The organism is Erwinia sp. GW821-FHT03D09, from assembly GCF_059420805.1.
Window position 1 is genome coordinate 207,170 of sequence record NZ_JBWKUK010000007.1, and the last position, 24,533, is coordinate 231,702.

The following is a 24,533-nucleotide window of genomic DNA, read 5'->3' on the forward strand; positions in this document are numbered from 1 at the left end:
TGGCGTTAAACGCCCTGAGCCGTATTTTATCCATTCATAACCGCTCAGGCACAGATCATATTCTGTTGCCAGGCAAAAGCCTGAATCCAGATCACTTAAACCGCTAGTCGTTTCATACAACTTCAATAATATGTGATCGCTTCGGCAAAAGATGAGGATGGATGAATTTCCACATTAATGGTTGAAAACGGGGGGGCGCGCTCCCATCTTCTATAATATCGATCGTCTGGATCGCCATTTTCTGCCGTCCTGCTTACAGCGGGATGGCCATTAACAGAGGAGAATACGGTGCGTTGGTTACCGTTCTTAGTAATTTTTGTGCTGGTCTGGATAGAGATTTCGCTCTTTATTCAGGTTGCCCACGTCCTGGGGGTCTTGCTCACCATGCTGCTGGTGATTTTTACCTCCTGTATCGGTATCTCACTGGTAAAAAACCAGGGGATGAAAAACTTTATGTTGATGCAGCAAAAACTTAACGCGGGCGAGAGCCCTGCTGCCGAAATGGTCAAAAGCGTTTCGCTGATCCTGGCGGGCTTCCTGCTGCTGATCCCCGGATTTTTCACTGACTTCCTGGGGCTGCTACTGCTGCTGCCGCCGGTGCAGAAGCACCTGACGCTGAAACTGATGCCGCATCTGCGTGTCTGGGGGGGCGGCCGGACTAACGGCGGCAGTGGGTTTACCGTTGACGGTGAATATGAGCGCAAAGAGAATAATCTGATCGAACATGACGATCGCGACGGCCGGCGTTAAGCCTGTTGTGTCGCAATCCCTGGCGGCGTAGACCTGATGGTCACGCCGTTTTTTTCACCGCCAACTGCTCAAAAACTACGCGAACGGCGACATAAGCAAAAAAAATATTTTCCAGCCCTTGAAAGGGCGGTGTTCCGTCCTTATCTCTTCCGTCACGAGGCCAGCTTCGAGCGAAGCCCGGCATTCATCCCAAAAGACTGATTGGACTTCTCAAAGGAGAGCTATCAATGAAAATTCGTCCACTGCACGACCGTGTGATTGTTAAACGTAAAGAAGTTGAATCTAAATCTGCAGGCGGCATCGTGCTGACCGGTTCCGCAGCGGGTAAATCCACCCGTGGCGAAGTGCTGGCTGTAGGTAACGGTCGTATCCTGGAAAGTGGCGAAGTGAAGCCGCTGGATGTGAAAGTTGGCGACGTAGTAATTTTCAACGAAGGCTACGGCGCAAAAACCGAGAAGATCGACAACGAAGAAGTTCTGATCATCTCTGAAAACGACATCCTGGCGATTGTTGAAGCGTAATTTACGCGTAACTCACTGAACCTAACGAATTTAAGGGAAATTAGAAAATGGCAGCTAAAGACGTAAAATTCGGTAATGACGCTCGCGTAAAAATGCTGCGCGGCGTGAACGTACTGGCAGATGCAGTAAAAGTTACCCTGGGCCCGAAAGGCCGTAACGTGGTTCTGGATAAATCTTTCGGTGCACCGACCATCACTAAAGACGGTGTGTCTGTTGCGCGTGAAATCGAGCTGGAAGACAAGTTCGAGAACATGGGTGCACAGATGGTGAAAGAAGTGGCTTCTAAAGCTAACGATGCTGCGGGCGACGGTACCACCACTGCGACCGTTCTGGCTCAGTCTATCGTTAACGAAGGCCTGAAAGCCGTTGCTGCTGGCATGAACCCAATGGATCTGAAGCGCGGTATCGATAAAGCCGTTGTTGCAGCCGTTGAAGAGCTGAAAAAACTGTCTGTACCTTGCTCCGACTCTAAAGCTATCGCTCAGGTTGGTACTATCTCTGCTAACTCCGACGAAACCGTGGGCGAACTGATTGCTCAGGCGATGGAAAAAGTGGGCAAAGAAGGCGTTATCACCGTTGAAGAAGGCACCGGCCTGCAGGACGAGCTGGATGTGGTTGAAGGTATGCAGTTCGATCGTGGCTACCTGTCCCCTTACTTCATCAACAAGCCAGAAACTGGCGCAGTTGAGCTGGAATCTCCATTCATCCTGCTGGCTGACAAAAAAATCTCTAACATCCGTGAGCTGCTGCCAGTACTGGAAGCGGTAGCGAAAGCCGGTAAACCACTGCTGATCGTGGCTGAAGATGTTGAAGGCGAAGCGCTGGCAACGCTGGTTGTTAACACCATGCGCGGCATCGTGAAAGTGGCTGCGGTTAAAGCACCTGGCTTCGGCGATCGTCGTAAAGCGATGCTGCAGGATATCGCTGTGCTGACCGGTGGTACCGTTATCTCTGAAGAGATCGGTATGGAACTGGAAAAAGCCACCCTGGAAGATCTGGGCCAGGCTAAGCGCGTTGTAATCAACAAAGACACCAGCACCATCATCGACGGTACCGGTGACGAAGCGGCTATCTCTGGCCGTGTTACTCAGATCCGTCAGCAGATCGAAGAAGCAACCTCAGACTACGATCGTGAAAAACTGCAGGAGCGCGTAGCGAAACTGGCAGGCGGCGTTGCCGTTCTGAAAGTGGGCGCAGCAACTGAAGTTGAAATGAAAGAGAAGAAAGCTCGCGTTGAAGATGCCCTGCACGCGACCCGTGCTGCGGTTGAAGAAGGCGTGGTTGCTGGTGGTGGTGTGGCGCTGGTTCGTGTGGCTTCTAAGCTGCTGGAACTGCGTGGCCAGAACGAAGACCAGAACGTGGGTATCAAAGTTGCGCTGCGCGCAATGGAAGCGCCACTGCGTCAGATCGTGTCCAACGCCGGTGAAGAGCCATCTGTTGTCACCAACGCGGTGAAAGCGGGCGAAGGTAACTACGGTTACAACGCACAGACTGAAGAATACGGCGACATGATCGACTTCGGTATCCTGGACCCAACCAAAGTTACCCGTTCTGCTCTGCAGTACGCGGCATCTGTTGCTGGCCTGATGATCACCACCGAGTGCATGGTGACCGACCTGCCAAAAGGCGACGCGCCTGACTTAGGCGGTGCTGGCGGTATGGGCGGCATGGGTGGTATGGGCGGAATGATGTAATTCCTCCCCCCGTGTGAGATTAAACCCCCTGTCTTTGACAGGGGGTTTTTCTTTTTGGGGGGAAAATAGTAAAGTCAATGTCGCACTAGCTAAGCTGATGAATTGCGGGGCAAGGATGGCTAAGAAATCCGAGTGATTTCCGCTACGCTCTGACCTGACTCTGATGATAATAAACGAGGATAAAAATGCGGATTAACTTGCTGGGACTTTCTGTAGTGGCCCTGTTATTGGCAGGCTGTAGCTCATCTAACACGCTGAGTTCTGCGGGCGAGCGCGTCACTTTTACCGATCAGCAACCGGCCAGCAGCTGCCAGCTTCTGGGTAACGTGACTGGTTCTCAGAGCAACTGGTTCTCTGGTTCCGGCGGGGAAGGTAGCTCTCTGCGCGGCGCGGCAAATGACCTCCGCAACCGTGCGGCGGAGATGGGCGGTAACGTGATTTATGGGGCTACCAGCCCAACGCAGAATATCTGGTCCAGCTTCGCCCCACTCGACAGTAAAATGAGCGGCCAGGTTTATAAGTGCCCGTAAGGCATACCGGAGTGAATGGGGTGGATTGCCATCCACCCACTATTTCAGTCCTGAGGCAACTCTCTGTTCTGTTGGCCCCTGCTATTCCTGCCGCAGCTGTAAATCGAGCGGAGTTTTACTCGGTTCGCCACCAATTTCTCGTGCCAGCGTCGGCACCAGATAGCCCGACACCATTCCCAGAAGTTCACGCACGATAGCGCGTGCCCGGTTGTCATCAACATAGAAATGCGCAGCGCCCTGAACTTTGTCCAGTACGTGCAGGTAGTACGGCAGGATACCAGCATCAAACAAGGCATTACTCAACGCAGCCAGTGCAGCGGCACTGTCGTTCACACCGCGCAGCAGCACGCTTTGATTCAGCAACGTTACGCCTGCACGCTTTAGCATACGCATACCGTGACGCAGGTCATCGTCAATTTCCTGAGCGTGGTTAATATGGCTCACCAGCAGCGTTTGCAAACGCGACTGCGCCAGCCGCTGACAGAGCGCCTCGGTAATGCGTCGTGGAATGACCACCGGCAGGCGGCTGTGAATACGCAGGCGCTTAATATGCGGAATGCGCTCCAGTTCGCCGATTAACCAGTCCAGTTCGTGATCTTTCGCCATCAAAGGATCGCCACCGGAGAAAATAATCTCATCCAGTTCTGGCTGCTGTCGGATATACTCGAGCGCCTGCTGCCAGTTGCGCTTATTGCCCTGATTATCTTCGTAGGGGAAATGGCGGCGGAAGCAGTACCGACAGTTGACGGCACAGCCGCCTTTAACCAGCAACAGCGCACGATTTCGATATTTATGTAACAGACCCGGCACCACGCTGCTCTGCTCATCCAGCGGATCGGTACTGTAACCTGGCGCATCAACAAACTCCTGCTGTGAGGTGATCACCTGTAGCAGCAGAGGGTCCTGCGGATCGCCCTTGCGCATGCGCGCAGCAAACGCTCTTGGCACCCTGAGTGCGAAAAGCCGGCGTGCGCCATGGCCTGAAGCGAGCTCAGGGTCATTCTGCAACGCTAAAAGTTGCAGTAATTCATCGGGATCGGTGATTACATCGGCAAGTTGATGCAACCAATCTTCTCGTGCAGGGGTATTTAGGGTTACAATGTGTGCCATTTTTTTGGCTTAGTACCAGTAATAAAATTGTAGAGGGCCTTTATGGCGACTTATTCTAGCAACGATTTCCGTCCCGGTCTTAAAATCATGTTCGAAGGCGAGCCTTATGCTGTCGAAGCCAGCGAGTTTGTTAAACCAGGTAAAGGCCAGGCATTCGCGCGCGTAAAAATGCGTCGCCTGCTGACCGGTACTCGTGTAGAGAAAACCTTCAAGTCTACCGACTCCGCTGAAGGCGCTGACGTAGTAGATACCAACCTGAACTACCTGTACAACGACGGTGAGTTCTTCCACTTCATGCACCCGGAAACCTTCGAACAGCACCCTGTTGAGGCGAAGACCGTAGGCGAAGCGGCAAAATGGCTGCTGGATAACGCGGAGTGCATCGTGACTCTGTGGAACGGTCGTCCAATCGCCGTTCAGCCACCAAACTTTGTTGAGCTGGAAATCATCGATACCGATCCTGGCCTGAAGGGTGATACCGCAGGTACCGGCGGCAAGCCAGCTACGCTGAGCACCGGCGCGGTAGTGAAAGTGCCTCTGTTCGTACAGATTGGCGAAGTGATTAAAGTTGATACCCGTTCTGGCGAATACGTTTCACGCGTAAAGTAAGCCTGAATCAGTAAGGGTTCGGTTCATCGGACCCTTATCCGCACGCTTTTCCTTTTTCTCTGCGGCCTCAGGGCAATTGAATAAATTACGGCTATGCTTAAAGCGCTGTTCTTTATTAATGATTAAAAGGAAATTGCCATGAAGAAAAGTATTTTAGCCATTCTTTCCGTTCTGGCTCTCTCTTCCGTTTTGACAGCCTGTAACACCACGCGTGGCGTGGGCGAAGACATTGAGGCGGGCGGTAAGGCAATTCAAAAAAGTACTCAGTAATCAGCTTGTCAGGCCAGTACACGGTGCTGGCCTGACAAGCCTTTCTAAGCGTTTTACCTTCTGACGTGAATCTCTTTCACCTGCTGGTACTACAGCGTAACTACGCCAATTAATGCCACCACGCTCAGTATCCCCGCCAGCCCGTAGCACAGCCACTTACTGCCTGGAATATGCAGTTTCAGGTCGTGCAGCCCGTGATGGAGGCGATGCATGCTGCACCACAGCGGCAGTATGATGGCCAGCAGCAGGATCACACGGCCGGGGAAAGAGGCGGCAAAGTCCATAATTCGCGTGTAGCTGAAAGCCTCTTCCGGCGACCAGCCGACGGGTAGTAGCAGGCCGACCAGCAGGATCAGCACCGGGCTGAACATCGCCGTCCACATACCTCCTGCGCCAAACAGCCCCCAGAAGATCGGTTCGTCAGAACGTTGCGGTAATGCTTTCATTTTTGCTCCTTACGCCCACAGCGCTACGGTCAGTACTGCAAGACTGAGGACGATCATGATGATCCATAACCCTTTAATCAGCGGCTCCGGCGGGAGTTTCTCCCCTTTAACGATAATGATCGATGCCTTAGGCGCCAGATCGAACCAGGTCTTGCTATGCAACAGCGCAGCGACCAGCGCCAGCAGGTTAAGCAATAGCGTGACGGGGTGCTGTAAAAACGCCACATAACCTGCCCAGCTTTCCGCACCGTGCTTAAGGGCAAACACGCCGAAGATCAGTTCCAGACTGAACCACAGTGAGGGGATCGCCGTGCTTTCGCGCAGCATATAGAAACGGTAGAAGGGCAGCGAACGCCACCAGCCGGACTCCACAGGGCGGCAGTAAGGATTGCGTTTTGTCGTCATATCGATCTCCCTTAATGAGGTTTCAGCGTAGCGATAAGAAAGTCGCGGCTGCTCTCAATTTTTCCCTGCTGAATGGCCGCCGCCGGATCGACGTGTTTCGGGCAGACTTCGGAGCAGTAGCCGACGAAGGTACAGCTCCAGACGCCGTTTTCCCCGTTTAGCTGCGGCATGCGCAGCGCTTTGCCGCGATCCCGGCTGTCCAGGTTGTAACGATGGGCGAGGGTGATAGCCGCAGGGCCGATAAACTCCGGGTTAAGCCCGAACTGCGGACAGGCGGCGTAACATAAACCGCAGTTAATACAGCCGGAAAACTGATGGTACTTCGCCATCTGCGCAGGCGTCTGGCGCCCCGGGCCCTGCGCGGCATCTCCTGCGTTGCCGATAATCCACGGCTTGATGGCTTCCAGACTTTCGATGAAGTGGGTCATATCCACAATCAAGTCGCGCTCGATGGGGAAATTGGCCAGCGGCTCGACCTTCATTCCCTGCGGATAGTCGCGCAGGAAAATTTTACAGGCGAGTTTCGGCACGCCGTTGACCATCATCCCGCAGGAACCGCAGATGGCCATCCGGCAGGACCAGCGGTAGGACAGATCGAAGGCGAGGTTGTCCTTGATATAGCCCAGGGCATCCAGCAGCGACGTTTGTTCATCCCAGGGCACGTTGAAAATTTCATGGCGCGGCAGCCGATCGCTTTCGGGGTTGTAGCGCAGAATATCGATTCTACGCAGGGTGTTATCACTCATTTACGGGCTCCTTCTGGCTGTTATCCTCCGATGCGGCACCGTACACGCGCTGTGCCGGTGGCAGATGGGTAATGGTAACCGGGTCCCATGCGACCTCAGGGGCAGCATGCGGTTTAAAGAAGGTCAGGCTGTGCTGCAGATATTTGTCATCATTACGTGTGGTACAGCCCTCATCCAGGCGCTGGTGCGCACCACGAGACTCTTTCCGCTGGATCGCCGAATGAGCCATGCATTCCGCAACGTCCAGGCCGTGTTTCAACTCGATGGTATACAGCAGCTGCGTATTAAAGACGCTGGAGCTGTCGGTTATCGCCACGTTTTCAACCCGCTGTTTAAGCTCGGCCAGCTTGTCAATCGTCTTCTGCATCAGTTCCGGGGTGCGATAGATACCGCAGCCTTCTTCCATCGCCATGCCCATCTCATCACGCAACGCCGACAGATTTTCACTGCCGGACTGATGAGTTAGCGCGTGCAGACGGCGCTCGATATCGCGACTTTGGGCGCTGGTGGCATTATCGGAGATTGAATGCGGCTGAGCGCAGCGCTGTGCCGCCTGTTCACCCGCAAGGCGGCCAAACACCACCAGCTCTGCCAGCGAGTTTGAACCCAATCGGTTAGCGCCATGCAGACCGACGGAAGAGCATTCGCCGACCGCAAACAGCCCCTGGATTCGGGTTTCGCACTGCGCATTGGTTTCGATGCCGCCCATGGTGTAGTGAGCGGTAGGGCGCACGGGAATTGGCGCATTGACCGGATCGACGCCGACGTAAGCTTTACTGAGTTCGCAGATAAACGGCAGCCGCTCATGCAGCTTTTTCGCACCGAGATGGCGCAAATCCAGATGCACCACGTCACCGCGCGCGGTGGCAATGGTGTTGCCTTTACGCCATTCGTGCCAGAATGCCTGAGAAACTTTATCGCGCGGCCCCAGTTCCATATATTTATTTTTCGGCTTGCCGATGGGGGTTTCAGGCCCCATGCCGTAATCCTGCAGATAGCGATAGCCGTCTTTGTTGACCAGAATTCCGCCTTCACCACGGCATCCCTCGGTCATCAGTATGCCGGACCCGGGCAGGCCGGTAGGGTGATACTGCACAAACTCCATATCGCGCAGCGGTACGCCGTGACGGAAGGCCATTGCCATGCCGTCGCCGGTGACGATGCCGCCGTTAGTGTTGTAGCGATAAACACGCCCCGCGCCGCCGGTAGCAAGGATGACCGAGCCCGCCCGCACCTCAACCAGGGTGCCTTCCATCATACTCAGCGCGACCAGGCCGCTGGCAACGCCGTCATCGACCAGCAGGTCGAGGACAAAATATTCATCCAGCCGCTGAATTTGCGGATACTGCAGCGACGTCTGGAACAATGTGTGCAGCATATGGAAGCCGGTTTTGTCAGCGGCAAACCAGGTGCGTTCGTTTTTCATGCCGCCAAACCGGCGTACGCTGACGGAACCGTCCGGCTGGCGGCTCCACGGGCATCCCCAGCGTTCAAGCTGGGCCATCTCCTGCGGACAGTGTTCCACAAAGTAATCTACGACCGGCTGCTCACAGAGCCAGTCGCCGCCGGCAACCGTATCGTGAAAGTGAGAGTCAAAGCTGTCCTGTGAAGTGGTGACGGCGGCGGCACCCCCTTCGGCGGCAACGGTATGGCTTCGCATCGGATAGACCTTAGAGATCAGCGCTATCTTCAGCCTCGGGTTAGCTTCTGCGGCAGCAATGGCGGCGCGCAGGCCGGCCCCCCCAGCACCCACAATGACCATGTCTACAGTCAGGATGTGCACATGTTCCTCCCTGTTTAACTTTTTGTATTATTTTCATAGTGTTGGCGAATATTTTTCACCAGTCTGCCCCCAGTATACTTTGGCTAAAAATGCGCTAACTTGATGTGTTCGGGTATTTGGGCGGGTAGTGTAGAAAAAGCGTACCAGGAGTTATTTGCCGTAAGAAACGGTTTTATTCCGCGCAGAATTGTGTGTTACGGCAGGGACAGGTAGACTTCTTGCCCTGACTGACTTTGGAGTAGAAAAGATGAGCGAAACGGCCAGCTGGCAGCCGAGTGCATCCATCGCTAATTTATTAAAACGAGCGGCGATCATGGCTGAAATCCGGCGTTTCTTTGCCGATCGTGGCGTACTGGAAGTGGAAACCCCGGCGATGAGCCAGGCCACGGTTACCGACGTCCACCTGTTCCCGTTCCAGACCCGTTTTGTGGGACCGGGCGCATCGGCAGGCATCGATCTCTATCTGATGACCAGCCCGGAATATCATATGAAGCGCCTGCTGGCCGCGGGCAGCGGGCCTATTTATCAGCTGTGCCGCAGTTTCCGCAATGAAGAAATGGGGCGCCACCATAATCCCGAATTCACTATGCTGGAGTGGTATCGGCCGCATTATGATATGTACCGCCTGATGAATGAGGTGGACGATCTGCTCCAGCAGGTGCTGGAATGCACCCCGGCGGAAACGCTTTCCTATCAGCAGGCGTTTATTCGCCATCTGGAGGTCGATCCGCTTTCTGCCGATAAGGCCCAGCTGCGTGAAGCGGCTGAAAAGCTCGGTGCGGGTGATTTGGCAAACCGGGAAGAAGATCGCGATACGCTGCTGCAGCTGCTGTTTATGCTCGGCGTGGAGCCGGAAATTGGCAAAGACCGCCCGGCCTTTGTTTATCACTTCCCGGCCACTCAGGCTTCGCTGGCGGAGATCAGCACGGAAGATCACCGCGTGGCGGAACGCTTCGAGGTTTACTTCAAGGGGATTGAACTGGCGAATGGTTTCCGCGAGCTGACCGACAGCCGTGAACAGCGTCAGCGTTTTATGCAGGATAATAAAAAGCGCGCGGCGGCAGGCTTACCGGAACAGCCGATTGATAACAATCTGCTGGATGCGCTGGCGCACGGCCTGCCGGAGTGCTCCGGTGTGGCGCTGGGCGTTGACCGTATTATCATGCTGGCGTTAAAGGCGGAGCAGCTGAGCGACGTGATTGCCTTTACGGTGGATCGCTGCTGATAAGGCGGCAAACCCTTCTCAGCGACAGATCCCGCCCCGGGATCTGTCGTACTCGATATCGTTATCTGAATAACCTCAAGTGCAGCTAAATTTGCGGCCTGCTGACGCCTGACGCCTGACGCCTGACGCCTGACGCCTGACGCCTGACGCCTGACGCCTGACGCCTGACGCCTGACGCTGCAGGCCTGCCGGTTATAAACCACCTGATTTAAAGGTTCTCGCCACCGGAGCCCCGTTGCTGGCCGGCGTTTTACGGCCGATGGTTTCCATTCGTACCTGGAAAGGTGGGAATGGCATCTCCAGCCCGTGTTCCTGATAGCCGCGCAGGATCAGCTGATGCAGTTCATGGCGCAACGGCATACGGTGCCCCATTTCTGCGGCGTGAATACGCAGCTCAAACAGCTGAATCCCCTGCTGTAAATCAACCAGGAAGGCTTCCGGCTGCGGTGTTTCCAGCACGTAGCTACAGCGATGAGCTGCCTGTAGCAGCACGTTGGTCACCTCTTCACTGTTGGCTTCCGCCGACGCAGGAATAGTCAGCACCACGCGGGTGACCGAGTCGGAAAGCGACCAGTTAACAAACTGCTCGGTGATAAACGCCTTGTTCGGCACGATAATCTCTTTGCGGTCCCAGTCGGTAATGGTGGTTGCGCGGGTGTTGATACGCGTAATGCTGCCGGTGAGATCGCGAATGGTAACGGTATCGCCGATGCGAATCGGTTTTTCAAACAGGATGATCAGGCCGGAGATAAAGTTGGCGAAAATCTCCTGCAAACCAAAGCCCAGTCCCACACCCAGCGCCGCGACCAGCCACTGGAGTTTCGACCAGTCCACGCCGATCATCGAGAATCCGGTCAGTCCGCCGATCAGGATTAGCAGATATTTGGTGACGGTGGTGATGGCGTAGCCGGTACCCGGTGTCAGATCGAGGTGCTGCAATAGCGCCAGTTCCAGCAGGGCAGGCATATTGCGCACCAGCTGGGTGGTGATAATCAGTACCAGAACAGCAATGAGAACCGAACCGAGCGTTATCGGCTGCAGGCTTTCCACGCCCTGAATCGTGGTATTGACGTCCCACAGACGGATATTTTCCAGGAAGCCAAACGCCGAATGAATTTCTGACCAGAGTACAATCACCGACACCAGCGCAATCAGCGTCAGAATCGAGCGCACCAGCCGCAGCGACTGAGCGCTGATGGCGTCAAGATCGATAACCGGCTCTTCTGCGTCGATGCTGTCGGTGGCGCTCTGCTGTGCGGCGGTTTCTTCTTCACCGCGTGCGCGCTGGGCAAGGATCTCGGCGCGGCGGTTGCGGGCACGATCGAAGGCGATACGGCGTCGTTGAATCAGCATCCAGCGACGAATGATATGGTAGATCACCAGCAGCAGGAACCAGATGGCCACCGATGTTTCCAGCCTGGCCAGCAGTGCCTGGGCTGTCGCCAGATAGCCAATGCAGGATGCCAGAGCGGCAATCAGCGGAATGGCAATCATCGCATTCCACAGGATGTTATTAATGAAATTCTCGCCGTTACCCTCTTTATCCAGATGCAGCGGAATGCCGGCGCGCTTAAGACTGACGGTCACCAGGCTCAGCGCGCCGCAAATCAGAATAAAGCACAGGCGGCCCAGCGTGGCAGAGAACTCGCGGTCTTCGAGGTTATCGAAGGCGATAAGCACCATCATCAGCGGCACAACCAGGCCAATACAGAGCGTGTAGAAGCGCATAGCGCGCGCCACGCGGGTTTGCGGCCAGCGGAAGTGGATGATAAACAGCCCCTGCGGGCGGGCAAAGGTGGCGCTGATCATAAACGCCCACAGCAGCGGGACACTGGCGGTGACGCCATCACCCACGGCAACGGCAATCGGATAAGGCCAGGCGTGCTGCAGGCCATAGCCCAGCGCGGCCCACAGTACCGGCAGCGGCAGGGCAACGAGAATGGACCAGAATACGGTGCGCAGCGTCAGGCTGAAGTGGTCCAGGGTGACTTTACCGACCTTGCTGGACGCGCGATCGAGGAAGCTACGGAAGTGACGGCGCGAGCTGATACTGAATCCGACCAGCAGAATGGCACCAAGGATCGGCATCACCGTTTCGCGACTGGTAACCATCATCACCAGTGCGCCGCCCAGCTGCCCCAGCGTATCCAGAGAAAGCAGACGCTGCAGATCGCGTGCCAGTTCAAGCGGGTAGCTGATGCTGATTGGGCTGACGTCGGCGGTCCAGAATAGATAACGGTGGGTGGCTTCTTTGACTTCATTCAGCGCATCGACCAGCTGGCTGTTACCGACCTTCAGCTTGGTCACGCCGAGGATCAGGTTATCGCAGCCGGAAAGCAGCGAGGTCAGCAGCTCGCGCTGGGTTTTTAGCTGCGCATCCAGAATACGGCGCTGTTCGCTAGTCAGATTACTGTTGTCATCCTGGCGAAGCTGCTTCAGCGTTTGCTGGCGCTCCAGCAGATCTTCATAGTGCAGCCGCTGCACGCGCAGCTGCGCCATTTCGTTGTCCAGCTGCTGCGGCTTTGGCATGTCCGGCAGGCGCGAAACCTGCGCCCGCAGCGCTTCGCCAAGGACGTTGGACATACCCAGCCATTGCGACTGCTCGCGCAGCGTGCTTAGCGCCTGACGGACCTGAATAGTCTGGTTGGCGGCGGTACGCTGCTGCGACGCCACCAGATCCATCCGCTGCGCCTGCTGATTCAGTGCGGCGGACAGTTCGCGGTTAACGCGGAACTGCTCGGCGATGCCTTCCGGCATATCTCCGCTGTTTTCTGCCAGCTGCTCGGTACGTGCCAGCGCCATTTCCGCTTCGCGCTGGCGCAGGCCGTTTAGCTGATTGCGCAAATCCTGTAGATAGGCATCCAGCTGGCTGGCTTTGAGCTGGTGGACTTCCGCCCGCATTCTCGCCAGTTCCTGGCGGTTGTTCGCGGACAGCTGCGCCAGTTCCAGTTCATCCACCCGTGCTTTTTGCGCGGCGGATTCCGCCTGGCGTGCCGCCAGCTGCGCCTGCGCCAGCGGGGTGGTTGCGGTCGGCTGCCCCTGCAGGCGGCGCTCCACCTCGCTCAGGCTGCGGCGGGCATCGGTTTGCTGTAGCGGCAGCTGTGAAAGTGAATCACTGATTTCCCGGGCGCGATCCTGTTCCTGCTGAGACAGGCGGCCTTCTTCCAGCAGCTGGCTGCTAACCTGCAGGATCTCCTGATCGAGATCGGCCGCGCTCATATTGCTGCGCAGCTGTTTATTGCTGTCGGTCAGACTGGCGATCTGCTGGCGTAAATCACGAGAAAGCTTAGGGAAATCATCGATTATCTGCTGATATTCCTGCGCTTTATCCAGCGAGGACTTTTGCTCATCCAGCCAGTTCAGGGTTGATTGCAGGGCATCGACAACTTCCGCCTGATTTGCAGTCGTTTTGTCTGATTTCGCCTGTTCAAGTTCCTGTTTGATTTGCGCGGCATCCGGTGCGCTGGCGGCGTAGAGCGGCTGGAGGAGGCTCCAGCCTAACAAGATAGTGAGAATCAGGCGTGACATGGTAATCCGCTATGGATGATGGAGAACGTCTTCCGCACTGTCTTTTTACAGTGCGATGGCCAGCGTCTCGCCCAGGCGGACTTTGCTTTCCGCAGCCAGGCTTTCAGCCAGTTTTACTTTGCCTTCGGCAAACAGGTTAATCACCGTTGAGCCAAGTTTAAAACGGCCCATTTCCTGACCTTTCAGCAGGACAACTGAACCTTCGGCATCCGCACCCGGGAAGCTCCAGCGCTTAATTACGCCTTCACGCGGTGGGGTAACGGTACCCGCCCAGACGGTTTCAATGCTGCCAACGATCGTGGCACCGACCAGAATTTGCGCCATCGGGCCAAATTCAGTATCGAACAGGCAGATGACTCTCTCATTACGCGCAAACAGATTCGGGATATTCTGTGCGGTGAGCGGGTTGACGGAATAGAGATCACCCGGAACGTAGATCATCTCACGCAGAATACCGTTGCATGGCATATGCACGCGATGGTAGTCGCGGGGGGCAAGGTAAGTGGTTACAAACTCACCGTTGCGGAACATCTCCGTCATCTGCGCGTTGCCGGCCAGCAGGCCTTCCAGCGAGTAGGTGTGGCCTTTGGCCTGGAAGATTTGGTCACCGTCAATATGGCCGAGCTGGCTGATCGCACCATCTGCCGGCAGCACCAGCAGGTTTGGATCGGTAATCAGAGGGCGCGCGTCATCGCGTAGCGGACGGGCAAAAAAGTCGTTAAAGGTGCGATAGCTGGCGGTATCCGGCTTCTGCGCCTCTTTCATATCGACTTTATAGAACCACACAAAGACGTCGATGACCGCTTTGGTCAGCCATCCACCGCGTTTGCTGGCACCCCAGCCCGCAAGTTCAGTCAGGGCCTTTTTAGGCAATAAATTATTCAGGCCGAGTTTAATACGATCTAACACGTGAGCCTCCTGGCTTAATCAGACAGCGAAAAATAAATGGGGGCGGATTGTAACAGCGCCCGGTGGTTAAGGCTAATGCCTGACCGGGCGCGTTCAGTCAGTAATATAGCGGCAGTTTATTCTGGCGCTCTGCAGCCATCAGCATCATAGATGACGGACTGTCAATCTTTGTCAGTGTTGAAGTTACGGCGGGTTTTCGCCTGAACTTCAGACATGCTTTCCAGAATATGGTGGTAGTTAACGAAGCGTGACTCGTCAATTTCACCCTGATCCACGGCTTCACGGATGGCGCATCCCGGATCGGTATCATGCTTGCAGTCGCGAAACTTGCAGCCACCTAAATACTTACGGAATTCGACAAATCCGAGGGTGATTTGTTCCGGTTCAAGGTGCCATAAACCGAATTCACGAACGCCGGGGGAGTCAATCACGTCGCCACCGTGTGGGAAGTGATAAAGGCGGGCAGCGGTGGTGGTGTGCTGGCCAAGGCCGGAGACATCAGATACGTCGTTGGTGAGGATTTCGTTACTGCTGAGGTCCAGACCGAGCAGGGCGTTAAGCAGGCTCGATTTTCCAACACCAGACTGGCCGGCAAAGATGCTGACGCGCCCGGTCAGGGCTTCTTCCAGTCCAGCCAGACCCTGTTTTTCATGGCTGGAGACCATCAGCACGCGGTAGCCGATATGGCGATAGATATCCATCTGCTCATCAACGAATTTGCGGCCTTCTTCATCCAGCAAATCGGTTTTGTTCAGCACCAGCAGCGGCTCAACGTCCAGCGTTTCGCTGGCGACCAGATAGCGATCGATAATGTTCAGTGACAGTTCGGGCAAAATGGCAGAGACAATCACGATCTGATTAATGTTGGCGGCGATAGGTTTCACCCCATCGTAGAAATCCGGGCGGGTCAGGACTGAGGTCCGCTCATGTACGGCTTCGACGATGCCTTTCACCGTTGCGCTACCTTCCACGCCCGGGCGCCACAGCACGCGGTCACCGGTAACGAGCGAACGTATGGTGCGACGAATATTACAGCGGTGTACCGAACCATCCGCATCTTCCACGTCAACGTGCATACCAAACCGGCTGATCGCTACGCCATCCCGCGCCTCGCCGAACAGGCTGTCATCCGGTTCGGGCTTATCGGCACGCTGCTTCAGGCGCCGATCGTGGTTAGCACTCACGCGACGTTGTTGACCTTTGGATAGCTTGTTTTTACTCACTGTTCCTCACACAAATCAGGCATGTTTCGCCCTACGGGGGCAAAACGTCTATCATACACGCTAATTAACGACAATGCCGCTTTGACCACAGTGAGATGCACTATGACCGCAAATGCTAATAACCTGATTTGGATCGATCTTGAAATGACGGGCCTGGACCCGGAGCAGGATCGGATTATCGAGATTGCCACGCTTGTTACCGATGCCAATCTGAATATTCTCGCTGAAGGGCCGGTCTTTGCCGTGCATCAGTCCGACGCACAGCTGGCGCTGATGGATGACTGGAACGTGCGCACGCACACCAACAGCGGACTGGTCGAGCGAGTGAAGGCCAGTCAGTATGACGATCGCGCGGCCGAGCTGGCCACCATTGAATTCCTGAAAGAGTGGGTTCCTGCGAACAGCTCACCGATTTGCGGCAACAGCATTGGCCAGGATCGCCGTTTCCTGTTTAAGTACATGCCGGAGCTGGAAGCCTACTTCCACTATCGTTACCTGGACGTCAGCACGCTAAAAGAGCTGGCGCGTCGCTGGAAGCCTGAAATCTTGCCTGGCTTTAAAAAGCAGGGCTCGCACCAGGCAATGGATGATATTCGTGAATCCGTTGCCGAGTTGTCCTACTACCGCGAGCATTTTATTCAGCTGTGATCGGAGATAGCGGGCGGTGCGTTGAATATTATTTTTTTACGGCTGTCAGCCTTATTTCGCACCTGAGTTGCTGATAAATACACCTTCTTGCTTGCTTTATCAGCAATTGGAAAGGAAAAACCATATTTTTACGATGAAGGGATTGCGCAGGAGGTAAATCTCCGTATAATGCGCTCCCCGTACCGATGAAGAAATTACATCGTTGCGACTTAGCGGGAATAGCTCAGTTGGTAGAGCACGACCTTGCCAAGGTCGGGGTCGCGAGTTCGAGTCTCGTTTCCCGCTCCAAGATTATGTTTATGGCGTTCCGTCGAACGCCATAACTCGCTGAAAGCAAAGCGTTAAATCTGTTTTCATCTTCCAGCGGGAATCAGCGGATTCCACCAAAATCCGGCACACAGCAGTCCACAAACCTGTCTACAAAAAGCGGAGTGCAGGTAGTGCGGATTGTTGCTGGAAACCCGAATCGCACGAGCCAAAAATCCGTTCCTGACCTTTAATCAGGGGCATTTCTATGGCCCTCACCGAAATCACCGTGCGACAGGCACGCGCCATCGGCAAAGACTACACCCTGTACGACAGTCACGGACTCTCACTCAGTGTTCGTGCCCAGGGTGGCAAAGCCTGGCTCTTTCGCTACCACTGGCACGGACAACAAAAACGCCTCTCTTTAGGCACCTATCCCGCCATCGGCCTCAAAGCCGCCCGACAGCGCCGCGACGAAGCCCGAACCCTCGTCGTGCAGGGCACCGACCCGCGCACCCTGCGCCAGCCTAAAACCCCCGCAACCGTCCTGACGTTTAACACCGTTTACCAGCACTGGTACGACTTTCGTGCCCTCAGCCTCAAAACAGGCCGTCAGAGCACCCTGTCCCAGATCGAACGCATCTTCAAAAAAGACATCCTCCCGCATCTCGGAGAGCGCCCCATTCATGATATCAAGCGTACTGACCTGCTCAATATACTGAACCGCATCGAACAGCGCCAAGCCTACACCACCGCCGAAAAAGTCCGCACCTGGTTCAAACAACTCTTCCGCTATGCCCTCGTCAAACACAACCTTGACACCCATCCAGCGACCGAACTCAACATCGTCGCCCACCCCAAACTCCCGGTCACCCACAACCCCTACCTGCACATGCATGAAATCCCTGCATTCCTGCATACCCTCCATCACTACCCCAGCCTTGTGACCCAGCTTGGTATCCGTCTGTTGCTTCTGACGGGGGTTAGAACTAGCGAACTCCGCCACCCCCGAACAATTCGACCTCCCCAACAACCTCTGGCTGATCCCCCCGGAAAACGTCAAACAACTCCAGCGCCAGAGCAAAGAAGGAAAGGTAGTCGCCCCCTACTGAACAGTGCTTCGCATTGAGCTACAGCATGCAGCACGTGGAACAGGCGCTGGTGAAGGAGTCCCTATCTTTCATCCTGCTGGAAAAAATTTCTGCCCTTGTTCTGCTGATGACGACTGAAACAATAGGATAAAGCAGGATAAAACGCGGTTGTCTGGTGAGAGGAAGGTGTTAAAAACCTTCCTCTTTTTGTTAAATTTGGCTGTGATGTCCCGTTCTACCGCCCCAAATACACCGCCGTAATCTGGGTTCGCCCATGCCCCAGCTCTGAACTGATCGTCTGACGCGCCAGCCGGTCAATCGTCCGCTGTTCTGGTGTTAATTGTCTGGCAGAGGGCCCCCCAACGACGGGCGCTTTCCACCCCGTCAGCACTTCATAGCGCACCTGGGCATACAAATGCCGCAACCCATGCATACGATTCAGCCCCAGCGACTGGCACTGCCCGTCATACTTATCGCGCTGCTGGATATAACTTTTATGCGCCGGGATCAGCGACCCCTTACCGACTAACGTAAATAAACCTTACCTTTCCATTGAATTCCCCCGGCGACTTTTCTAGAATCCGGAGCATAAAAAACAGTCATTGCGCCAGTCCAAAAAATTCATAACACACTGGCAACCTTCATTACACGATTCTTTTGCTGTTTCCCTGTTTATATTTCCACCAGTCAAATAGCGCTTTACTGCCTGCCCCGGCAAGGAAGGGCCTTTCGGGGAAAAAACCAAAGGACAAGACGGACATGGCAAACAACATCTACCTCACCATCACAGGTGAAAAGCAGGGACTGATTTCCGCCGGATGCGGCACCCTCGACTCCATCGGCAACAAATACCAGAGCGGCCATAAAGACCAGATCCTGGTCCTCCAGTTTGACCATGCCATCAGCCGCAGCCAGCACACCCAGCATCACCCGATCAAATTCTGCAAACCCATTGACAAATCCTCCCCCCTCTTTGGCATCGCCATCACCAACAACGAAGAACTCGAACTCCTGTTTGACTTCTACCGTACATCACAAACCGGCGCACAAGAAAAATACTACTCCATCCAACTCACTGGCGCGACTTTGACAAACATTGCAGTGTCCTACCCGCATGCCCTGACCCACGCGGACAACCAGCCCGAAGAAATGATCTCCGTTGGCTACAAAAGCATCGACTGGAAACACCACATCGCCGGAACCGGCGGCTACAGCATCTGGGACGAGCGCGTGTACTAAGAGGAGGGGAACCCATGCAGAACAATATTGTTGCCCGGAACCAATTCTGTGACATCACCCGGATCAAATTCAGAAAATGGGATGAAATCGACGCCATGTACTGGAAACTGACCCGAAACAACCCGGAGCGCAAAAGCGGAGAATACTACTCAAACGCCTATAAGGACGCCTATGTTCAGTACAACAGACAACTCATCATCGAATCGGCCAACGCCTTCGGCATACCGCCTGAACTGCTGGGCGGTGTTGCCTGGATTGAAGTAGGGGGAAAACCGGAAGAATACAAACCCCTGACCATGAACTGGCGTGAACAATTCAGCTTCATGAAAAACGTCAAACCGGCAGACCATACCTCCGTCGGCTCGGTTGCCATGCAAATCCGTGTTGCTGCCAGTACGCTGGGACTTGATCCGGCAACCCTGACCACACGCGACCAACTCGAACTCGCCACCTGTCTGCTGGAAGATCAATTCAACCTGCGTCTGGTTGCACACCACCTCAGAGACCTGATCCTCTACGACTACCCGGATGCCGCCACCCTGCACCCGACAGACATACAATATAAAATGGCCGGGATACGCTACAACCGGGGGATCGAACGTCAGCGGGAAGATTTCATCCGATGGATGAGCGGCAACGTACATAGAGGCGATCCCAACTGGCCCTACATCTCCTACGGTGAGCGCCTGCTGTCCATTCGCCCCCACATCAAAAGACTGCTGGAAATAAACTGGTGAAAATAGATCGAAAAAGATGGGTCGAAATCCTCTCCCTCGGGGGGTACTTCATCCTCGTCTATCTGTGCATGCAGGTCTTTAACATCGGAGAATATGACTGGATGCGGGAGCCGGGTGACAGCGTGTGCAGCATTCCCCGAGACCCGGACGACACACGGGATATCACCGCACCGCTGTTCCTGCTCTTCTTGGGCACACCGCTTTTGATTGCCTTGATACGGGACATTATCTTCAGAGATATCTTCAAGGCGATCCTCTATGGCTTTGGGCTTACCGTGGTCATTATCTACTGGTGGTGGTCGTTCTGGGGGCAGTACAGTGCGTGTGCTGCCTTCCCATGAAAACCCTGACGCGGCCTGTGGCCTTGTCGGCTGCCCGTCTGCCATTCACCATGAAAGGTGACTCACAGCCGGGCAGCTCAGGTAAGGGTGGATGCATTCGATCAAATTTAAGTAAACAGTTGACGAAAATAAACATTGGAGAATTTAAAATGGCAGTTGCATTCTCATCGGCGCTCTACTATCCCTACATTGACATAAAAAATGAAAGATGGCTGCGGAGTGCTGCGTTGTTTTGGGACTCCATTAGAACTATCGTCCCAGTTTCACATCGTGATCCCTATTCAAACGATCTTGCTCGGGCTTTGTGTGATGAAGGGGTACTTCTACCTGTTCGAGTCTCGTCTGATATGGAGGAAGTTGAGGAACTGACTGATAAGGTTCTTGATTTCCTTACAGATCCAGCATCGGCGGCTGTTATGTTCGATATTGATGGGAATTCAAGTCGCCGAATCCATCCAGACAAAATATCGCTTGAGTTACGCGAATTTGCACATATACATCCAGAAAAACTGCCATACATGATCCGCTCAGAGCTTGAGAAAGGCTTAAACGATGACGGATGGCTTCATGTAGCCCCTGGTTTTGCCAGCTTCTATATGACGCTGCTTGCCTCCCAATTGTCTGAACGGCTAGGGGTCGGTCTGATTACAGAGTCGTCAACAGCAGATCATTTGGCAATTGCTGTCCATAAAGGGAAACCTCTCGGTACAGGCAACACTGGCAGAAGAGGACGGCATTTCGATGCATTTGGGCCGAGAAGATCATTGCCCAGAGATGTTGCGCCAAGTTTACTCATTGATCTGATGGTGCAAGGAATATCATTGCCCAATCATCTTTCAGCAGCAGAGATTTTAAGATTTAAGAATAGCCATCAAGAGGAATTAGCTATATTTCGTAAGGAAGTAGCTAAGTTAGCTAGTGACTTACCGAAAGAAGCATCTATAGAAGCTTTAAGGCAAGCTGTGTCAGACCAATATCAGGCCAATGTGATGCCGGCAATTCGTAGCCTTCGGGATTCACTCAAAGCTCAAAACTGGGAAACAGGCCTTAATGGGTTATTGAAAGTTTCATTTTTCTCCGCTGCTCCAACATCTGTTGCAATACTTTCGGGCATCCCTAGTTCCATCGCTTTGCTGGCTGGAGCAGGTATTTCTCTTACCGCATCTGCTGTACTGCTGGCGAATCAAAGACGCCAGACAAGAAATAATAATCCATACTCTTATTTGCTCTCGCTGGAGCGTCAGTGGTGAATCTATGACCCTTGAGGAGGTGAATAAAATTTAGATTCGGCACATTTGGTGCCTGCCGGAGTAATTTTGCATAGGAAGCCGTGCACCACGGCTCCCGCAGTTCGATGGTTTTGGCCTGGGGCTGCGCTGACTGCATGATGGTCTTATTGATAAACCTTTTGTAGAGGACTAGGGCGCAATCCAGCGAACTACTAGGCTGGAGTTGCGTTGAACAAAAAATGCGCACTCAAACACCGCAAAACACAAAACCACTTGCATACGCCACCAGACCAGTCCACAATCCAGTCCGCACCCACAAGTGCAGAAACGAGAAAGCAACCGTTATCAACCGGTTAGCGAACAGATTGACGTCTCGTTTCCCGCTCCAAATTTTGTTCTGCCGTGCAAGCGGTGGAATAGTAAAAAAAGACCCTAACGGGTCTTTTTTTATGCCTGAAATCCTCTCTTATATCCGACTGCTTTCTGCGCCAGCGAATTTAAAAACCGTCGTATTTCTTGCAAAGCCCAGAGAATTATCAGGGCGATGTCTCCACCGCCTGCGGCTGTTTATCAAACAGCTTGCCTCAGGTACAAGTACGATCTTCAAGACTGCTGAGCAGATGGGCATTATCCACGGTCCGATCCAGCGTGGGTGCGACAGCGCGTAATTTATCGGTTGATTCAAATGCGCGGCTGCCGCCGATAATCAGATCGGGCTTATGCTGCTTAAGCACGTCGAAGTCCGGTTTAAAGGGGTTGCCGACGTTTGTAGTAGCTGTCTGACTCGTACTTGCTGAGATAGGCCGGATAACTCCTTTTTCTTTAGGCAACGGCAGGCCAGAAGCTTTTACGCCCAGTACATCAAGAATATCCAACATTGCGAGATCGCAGACCACGACATTCTGAGGGTTTTTGTACAGTGTCTGGGTATTGATACTGTCGGTAATGGGTACGTTTGGGGCAACAGTATCGGCTGCAAATGCGCCAGTAGCGGTGAGCAGCAGACCGATCGTCACGCTACGACGAGTAAAATGAGGTAGAGGCATAAAACAACATCCTTTTTAATTGTAAGTGATAATCATTATCAATTAATGATACTGTAAACCTTTTATATGTACATAGGGTCGTAATTAGCTCGAAAGTGCTGAATTTTGCTTGTTAAACATGCTTTTTGGAGAAATTTATAGCAGTCGGTCTGATTAAGATGAAAAAGCGTGAAAGGGGGCTTGTCAGGTCGCATCATCTGGTCCATAATGGCGCCCATTCCTGATTCGGGAATGAAATAAAAGATTTAAATATCAAACAATTACCGAAAGTTTGATAGCAGTATCACTCCTAAGCGGGAATAGCTCAGTTGGTAGAGCACGACCTTGCCAAGGTCGGGGTCGCGAGTTCGAGTCTCGTTTCCCGCTCCAATATACAATCCAAGGATTTCCATTAAGCACCACAACTCACTGAAAGAAAAAAGATTTCGCTGAATTGTTGCCCACTGGAAACCAGCCAGAAACACCCTCATCCGCACAAAACAAGTACATCTTTGAGTACCTGTAAAAGCGGAGCGCAGGTAGTGCGGTTTTATTGCTGCTTTTGGCTTCCCTTTCGGATGACATGACGCGATTCGGCAACCGTGCCGCCGCGTTACTGGAGTCCACTCATGTCATCCTTAAAGCCATCTCTCACAACCCCCAGCATCTTGCACTGCTGCAGGATAAAAACCTGACCGCCCCTGGAGCGCAAGACCCTGTGGCTGCTGGCTGCTCACGCAGCTCCAGAGAGCGCAACTGCGACAGTCAGCTACGAACAGTTACGTCCCTGCCTGTCCAGTTCAGCGGCAGGAACGAAGGCTGCACTTGAAACGGTGATCAGGGCGATCACCGTGTGACGTCTGACCCGGTGGATCCATCAGGAACCCCGTCGCCGGGATCCGAACACGGGGCAAGAGCATACACAGGTCTTTACCTGAGCTGCCTGGCTGTGAATCACCCTTCAAGGTGAATTACAGACGGGTAGCCGACAAGGCCGCAGGCCGCGTCAGCGTTTCTACAGGTCATGCGTTCAGGCAGCACACGCGCTGTATTGCCCCCGGTACGACCACCACCAGTAGATAATCACCACTGCCAGCCCGAAGCCATAGAGGGTTGCCTTAAAGACGTCTTTAAAGAGGATGTCACGTATCAGGGCAATCAAAAGTGGCGTTCCCAGGAAGAACAGGAACAGCGGCGCGATAATATCTCGCGTGTCGCCCGGATCAGGGGGGAGGCTGCACACACTGTCGCCGGGTTCTCGCATCCAGTCATATTTACTGATCGAGAAAAATTCAATGACAAAGTAGGCCAATACAAAATATCCCGCGAGGGAAAGAAGCGCGATGATCGACCCTGTAAATAATTCTGTGTAACTGCCCACGATTAGGCTATTCGTGTTTTTCTGCCAAAGCATTTTTTATACCCCCGGATCCAGTGCCGCTGTAGGCCACCGGGTTCTTGCCCTTCTGACAAGGATTCTGATATTTCCTGCTGCGAGAATGCCTGTCATTGTGGCTGGCATCTGAAGATGCACACCCCGTAACCGCCCCTATGTTCTGACAGAACAGGCAGGACCAGAAAAACTTTCCCTCATGAAATCCCTGAACATTTCTATCGCATCTTCATACAGAATTTGATAGATCTAAACGCCATTGGCATGAATTGGATTTCCTTGGCAGGGGAGCACAGACAGGGATGGATCAGCATTCAGGCACGCGCTGTACCTTTACCGAAGGCAGCATTGCCTTACCTGACGGCTATCGTGAGCAGACCGTCAACATACTGGTAACCGAAAACGGCCCTTCATTAAACATTTCCCGTGACCGGTTGCAACCTGACGAAAACTTTGAGGCCTACCTGGCCCGTCAGCGTGGCGTGCTGCAGAAAGGCCTGCGCAAATACCAGGCGCTGGATGAACAGCCTGCGGCACTGGGCGAGGGTCAGATCCCGGGCATTACTCTGCTCTCCCGTTACCACCCGCAAAAGGGCCAGACCCAGTATCAGCGTCAGGCCGTATTTCCGATATCGGCCACCACGGTACTGATATTCACGCTGGCAAGTGTCAATCCGTTAACGGAAACGGATGAAGCCTTTTTCTCGCGTTGCCTGAGCAGCTACCGACACCCTTAACGCTTCCAACCAAGGACGGTTTACCATGCTGGAAGCAGCACGCGTTGGGGATACCATCGGCCATTCGGGTGCGCTCGCCGGACTGATCGGCGGCACAA

The 24,533-nt window shown here is 54.0% G+C and carries 25 protein-coding genes and 2 tRNA genes; 17 read left to right on the forward strand and 10 right to left on the reverse strand.

Features of this window, described 5'->3' with window-relative positions; all coding sequences use genetic code 11:
• The first annotated feature begins 288 nt into the window (after nucleotides 1-288).
• The 4 genes from AC07U6_RS09100 to AC07U6_RS09115 all read left to right on the forward strand — a co-directional run bounded on the left by AC07U6_RS09100 (nucleotide 289) and on the right by AC07U6_RS09115 (nucleotide 3,495).
• On the forward strand, nucleotides 289-750 hold the full coding sequence (locus tag AC07U6_RS09100; protein ID WP_494764013.1) for an FxsA family protein: 462 nt from the start codon (nucleotides 289-291) through the stop codon (nucleotides 748-750).
• A 227-nt stretch (nucleotides 751-977) separates the two neighbouring features.
• On the forward strand, nucleotides 978-1,271 hold the full coding sequence (locus tag AC07U6_RS09105; protein WP_105592113.1) for a co-chaperone GroES: 294 nt from the start codon (nucleotides 978-980) through the stop codon (nucleotides 1,269-1,271).
• A 47-nt stretch (nucleotides 1,272-1,318) separates the two neighbouring features.
• Nucleotides 1,319-2,965: a chaperonin GroEL gene (groL, locus tag AC07U6_RS09110; RefSeq protein WP_494764012.1), complete on the forward strand. Its 1,647-nt coding sequence runs from the start codon at nucleotides 1,319-1,321 to the stop codon at nucleotides 2,963-2,965.
• 185 nt (nucleotides 2,966-3,150) lie between these two features.
• On the forward strand, nucleotides 3,151-3,495 hold the full coding sequence (locus AC07U6_RS09115) for a DUF4156 domain-containing protein (RefSeq protein WP_494764011.1): 345 nt from the start codon (nucleotides 3,151-3,153) through the stop codon (nucleotides 3,493-3,495).
• 81 nt (nucleotides 3,496-3,576) lie between these two features.
• Here the strand turns inward: AC07U6_RS09115 and epmB are convergent, their stop codons facing one another.
• Nucleotides 3,577-4,605, reverse strand: coding sequence for an EF-P beta-lysylation protein EpmB (gene epmB, locus AC07U6_RS09120; protein WP_494764010.1), 1,029 nt, complete (start codon nucleotides 4,603-4,605; stop codon nucleotides 3,577-3,579).
• 42 nt (nucleotides 4,606-4,647) lie between these two features.
• Between epmB and efp the strand changes: the two genes are divergently transcribed.
• Both efp and AC07U6_RS09130 read left to right on the forward strand, forming a co-directional pair.
• A complete protein-coding gene (gene efp / locus AC07U6_RS09125) occupies nucleotides 4,648-5,214 on the forward strand; it encodes an elongation factor P (RefSeq protein WP_494764009.1) in 567 nt (188 codons plus the stop codon).
• Between the two features lie 138 nt (nucleotides 5,215-5,352).
• The gene (locus AC07U6_RS09130; RefSeq protein WP_494764008.1) at nucleotides 5,353-5,484 is read left to right on the forward strand and encodes an entericidin A/B family lipoprotein; all 132 of its coding nucleotides are present in this window, start codon (nucleotides 5,353-5,355) and stop codon (nucleotides 5,482-5,484) included.
• Nucleotides 5,485-5,573: 89 nt separating this feature from the next.
• Here the strand turns inward: AC07U6_RS09130 and frdD are convergent, their stop codons facing one another.
• From frdD to frdA, 4 genes are read right to left on the reverse strand one after another with little or no spacing between them, the layout of a single operon-like run.
• Nucleotides 5,574-5,930, reverse strand: a complete 357-nt coding sequence (gene frdD / locus AC07U6_RS09135) for a fumarate reductase subunit FrdD (RefSeq protein WP_494764007.1) — start codon at nucleotides 5,928-5,930, stop codon at nucleotides 5,574-5,576.
• 9 nt (nucleotides 5,931-5,939) lie between these two features.
• The gene (gene frdC / locus AC07U6_RS09140) at nucleotides 5,940-6,335 is read right to left on the reverse strand and encodes a fumarate reductase subunit FrdC (protein WP_494764006.1); all 396 of its coding nucleotides are present in this window, start codon (nucleotides 6,333-6,335) and stop codon (nucleotides 5,940-5,942) included.
• Between the two features lie 11 nt (nucleotides 6,336-6,346).
• Nucleotides 6,347-7,081 (reverse strand): succinate dehydrogenase/fumarate reductase iron-sulfur subunit, encoded by a 735-nt coding sequence (locus AC07U6_RS09145; protein WP_494764005.1) that lies wholly within the window; start codon nucleotides 7,079-7,081, stop codon nucleotides 6,347-6,349.
• Nucleotides 7,074-8,843 carry a fumarate reductase (quinol) flavoprotein subunit gene (gene frdA / locus AC07U6_RS09150; RefSeq protein WP_494764565.1) on the reverse strand — a complete coding sequence of 590 codons (1,770 nt, stop codon included), beginning with the start codon at nucleotides 8,841-8,843 and terminating at the stop codon, nucleotides 7,074-7,076. Before frdA ends, AC07U6_RS09145 begins: the two co-directional genes overlap by 8 nt.
• Nucleotides 8,844-9,111: 268 nt before the next feature.
• Here frdA and epmA point away from each other — a divergent pair, with 268 nt between their 5' ends.
• Nucleotides 9,112-10,089, forward strand: a complete 978-nt coding sequence (epmA, locus tag AC07U6_RS09155; RefSeq protein ID WP_494764004.1) for an elongation factor P--(R)-beta-lysine ligase — start codon at nucleotides 9,112-9,114, stop codon at nucleotides 10,087-10,089.
• A 192-nt stretch (nucleotides 10,090-10,281) separates the two neighbouring features.
• Here the strand turns inward: epmA and mscM are convergent, their stop codons facing one another.
• The 3 genes from mscM to rsgA all read right to left on the reverse strand — a co-directional run bounded on the left by mscM (nucleotide 10,282) and on the right by rsgA (nucleotide 15,749).
• Nucleotides 10,282-13,617, reverse strand: coding sequence for a miniconductance mechanosensitive channel MscM (mscM, locus tag AC07U6_RS09160; RefSeq protein WP_494764003.1), 3,336 nt, complete (start codon nucleotides 13,615-13,617; stop codon nucleotides 10,282-10,284).
• Between the two features lie 45 nt (nucleotides 13,618-13,662).
• Entirely contained in the window at nucleotides 13,663-14,526 is an 864-nt protein-coding gene (asd, locus tag AC07U6_RS09165; protein ID WP_494764002.1) for an archaetidylserine decarboxylase, read from the reverse strand.
• Nucleotides 14,527-14,687: 161 nt separating this feature from the next.
• Complete coding sequence (gene rsgA, locus AC07U6_RS09170) at nucleotides 14,688-15,749, reverse strand: small ribosomal subunit biogenesis GTPase RsgA (RefSeq protein ID WP_494764001.1); 1,062 nt, start codon at nucleotides 15,747-15,749, stop codon at nucleotides 14,688-14,690.
• A gap of 102 nt (nucleotides 15,750-15,851) precedes the next feature.
• Between rsgA and orn the strand changes: the two genes are divergently transcribed.
• From orn to AC07U6_RS09205, 7 genes are all read left to right on the forward strand, one after another.
• On the forward strand, nucleotides 15,852-16,397 hold the full coding sequence (gene orn, locus AC07U6_RS09175; protein ID WP_494764000.1) for an oligoribonuclease: 546 nt from the start codon (nucleotides 15,852-15,854) through the stop codon (nucleotides 16,395-16,397).
• 212 nt (nucleotides 16,398-16,609) lie between these two features.
• A tRNA-Gly gene (locus tag AC07U6_RS09180) sits at nucleotides 16,610-16,685 on the forward strand.
• Between the two features lie 226 nt (nucleotides 16,686-16,911).
• Nucleotides 16,912-17,772, forward strand: coding sequence for a tyrosine-type recombinase/integrase (locus AC07U6_RS09185; RefSeq protein WP_494763999.1), 861 nt, complete (start codon nucleotides 16,912-16,914; stop codon nucleotides 17,770-17,772).
• Between the two features lie 721 nt (nucleotides 17,773-18,493).
• Entirely contained in the window at nucleotides 18,494-18,973 is a 480-nt protein-coding gene (locus AC07U6_RS09190; RefSeq protein ID WP_494763998.1) for an Hcp family type VI secretion system effector, read from the forward strand.
• A 14-nt stretch (nucleotides 18,974-18,987) separates the two neighbouring features.
• Entirely contained in the window at nucleotides 18,988-19,710 is a 723-nt protein-coding gene (locus AC07U6_RS09195; protein ID WP_494763997.1) for a hypothetical protein, read from the forward strand.
• Nucleotides 19,707-20,051, forward strand: coding sequence for a DUF2645 family protein (locus AC07U6_RS09200; RefSeq protein WP_494763996.1), 345 nt, complete (start codon nucleotides 19,707-19,709; stop codon nucleotides 20,049-20,051). Before AC07U6_RS09195 ends, AC07U6_RS09200 begins: the two co-directional genes overlap by 4 nt.
• The gene (locus AC07U6_RS09205) at nucleotides 20,048-21,301 is read left to right on the forward strand and encodes a hypothetical protein (protein WP_494763995.1); all 1,254 of its coding nucleotides are present in this window, start codon (nucleotides 20,048-20,050) and stop codon (nucleotides 21,299-21,301) included. Before AC07U6_RS09200 ends, AC07U6_RS09205 begins: the two co-directional genes overlap by 4 nt.
• Nucleotides 21,302-21,864: 563 nt before the next feature.
• Here AC07U6_RS09205 and AC07U6_RS09210 read toward each other — a convergent pair.
• Nucleotides 21,865-22,326, reverse strand: a complete 462-nt coding sequence (locus AC07U6_RS09210; protein WP_494763994.1) for a substrate-binding domain-containing protein — start codon at nucleotides 22,324-22,326, stop codon at nucleotides 21,865-21,867.
• A 293-nt stretch (nucleotides 22,327-22,619) separates the two neighbouring features.
• Between AC07U6_RS09210 and AC07U6_RS09215 the strand changes: the two genes are divergently transcribed.
• Nucleotides 22,620-22,695 (forward strand) — tRNA-Gly (locus AC07U6_RS09215).
• A 640-nt stretch (nucleotides 22,696-23,335) separates the two neighbouring features.
• Here AC07U6_RS09215 and AC07U6_RS09220 read toward each other — a convergent pair.
• Nucleotides 23,336-23,719: a DUF2645 family protein gene (locus tag AC07U6_RS09220; RefSeq protein WP_494763993.1), complete on the reverse strand. Its 384-nt coding sequence runs from the start codon at nucleotides 23,717-23,719 to the stop codon at nucleotides 23,336-23,338.
• A gap of 281 nt (nucleotides 23,720-24,000) precedes the next feature.
• On the opposite strand from AC07U6_RS09220, the gene AC07U6_RS09225 reads away from it, so the two are divergent.
• Both AC07U6_RS09225 and AC07U6_RS09230 read left to right on the forward strand, forming a co-directional pair.
• On the forward strand, nucleotides 24,001-24,435 hold the full coding sequence (locus AC07U6_RS09225; RefSeq protein ID WP_494763992.1) for a DcrB-related protein: 435 nt from the start codon (nucleotides 24,001-24,003) through the stop codon (nucleotides 24,433-24,435).
• A gap of 25 nt (nucleotides 24,436-24,460) precedes the next feature.
• Nucleotides 24,461-24,533 (forward strand): hypothetical protein (locus tag AC07U6_RS09230; protein ID WP_494764795.1); only part of this gene is annotated, 73 nt, incomplete at its 3' end.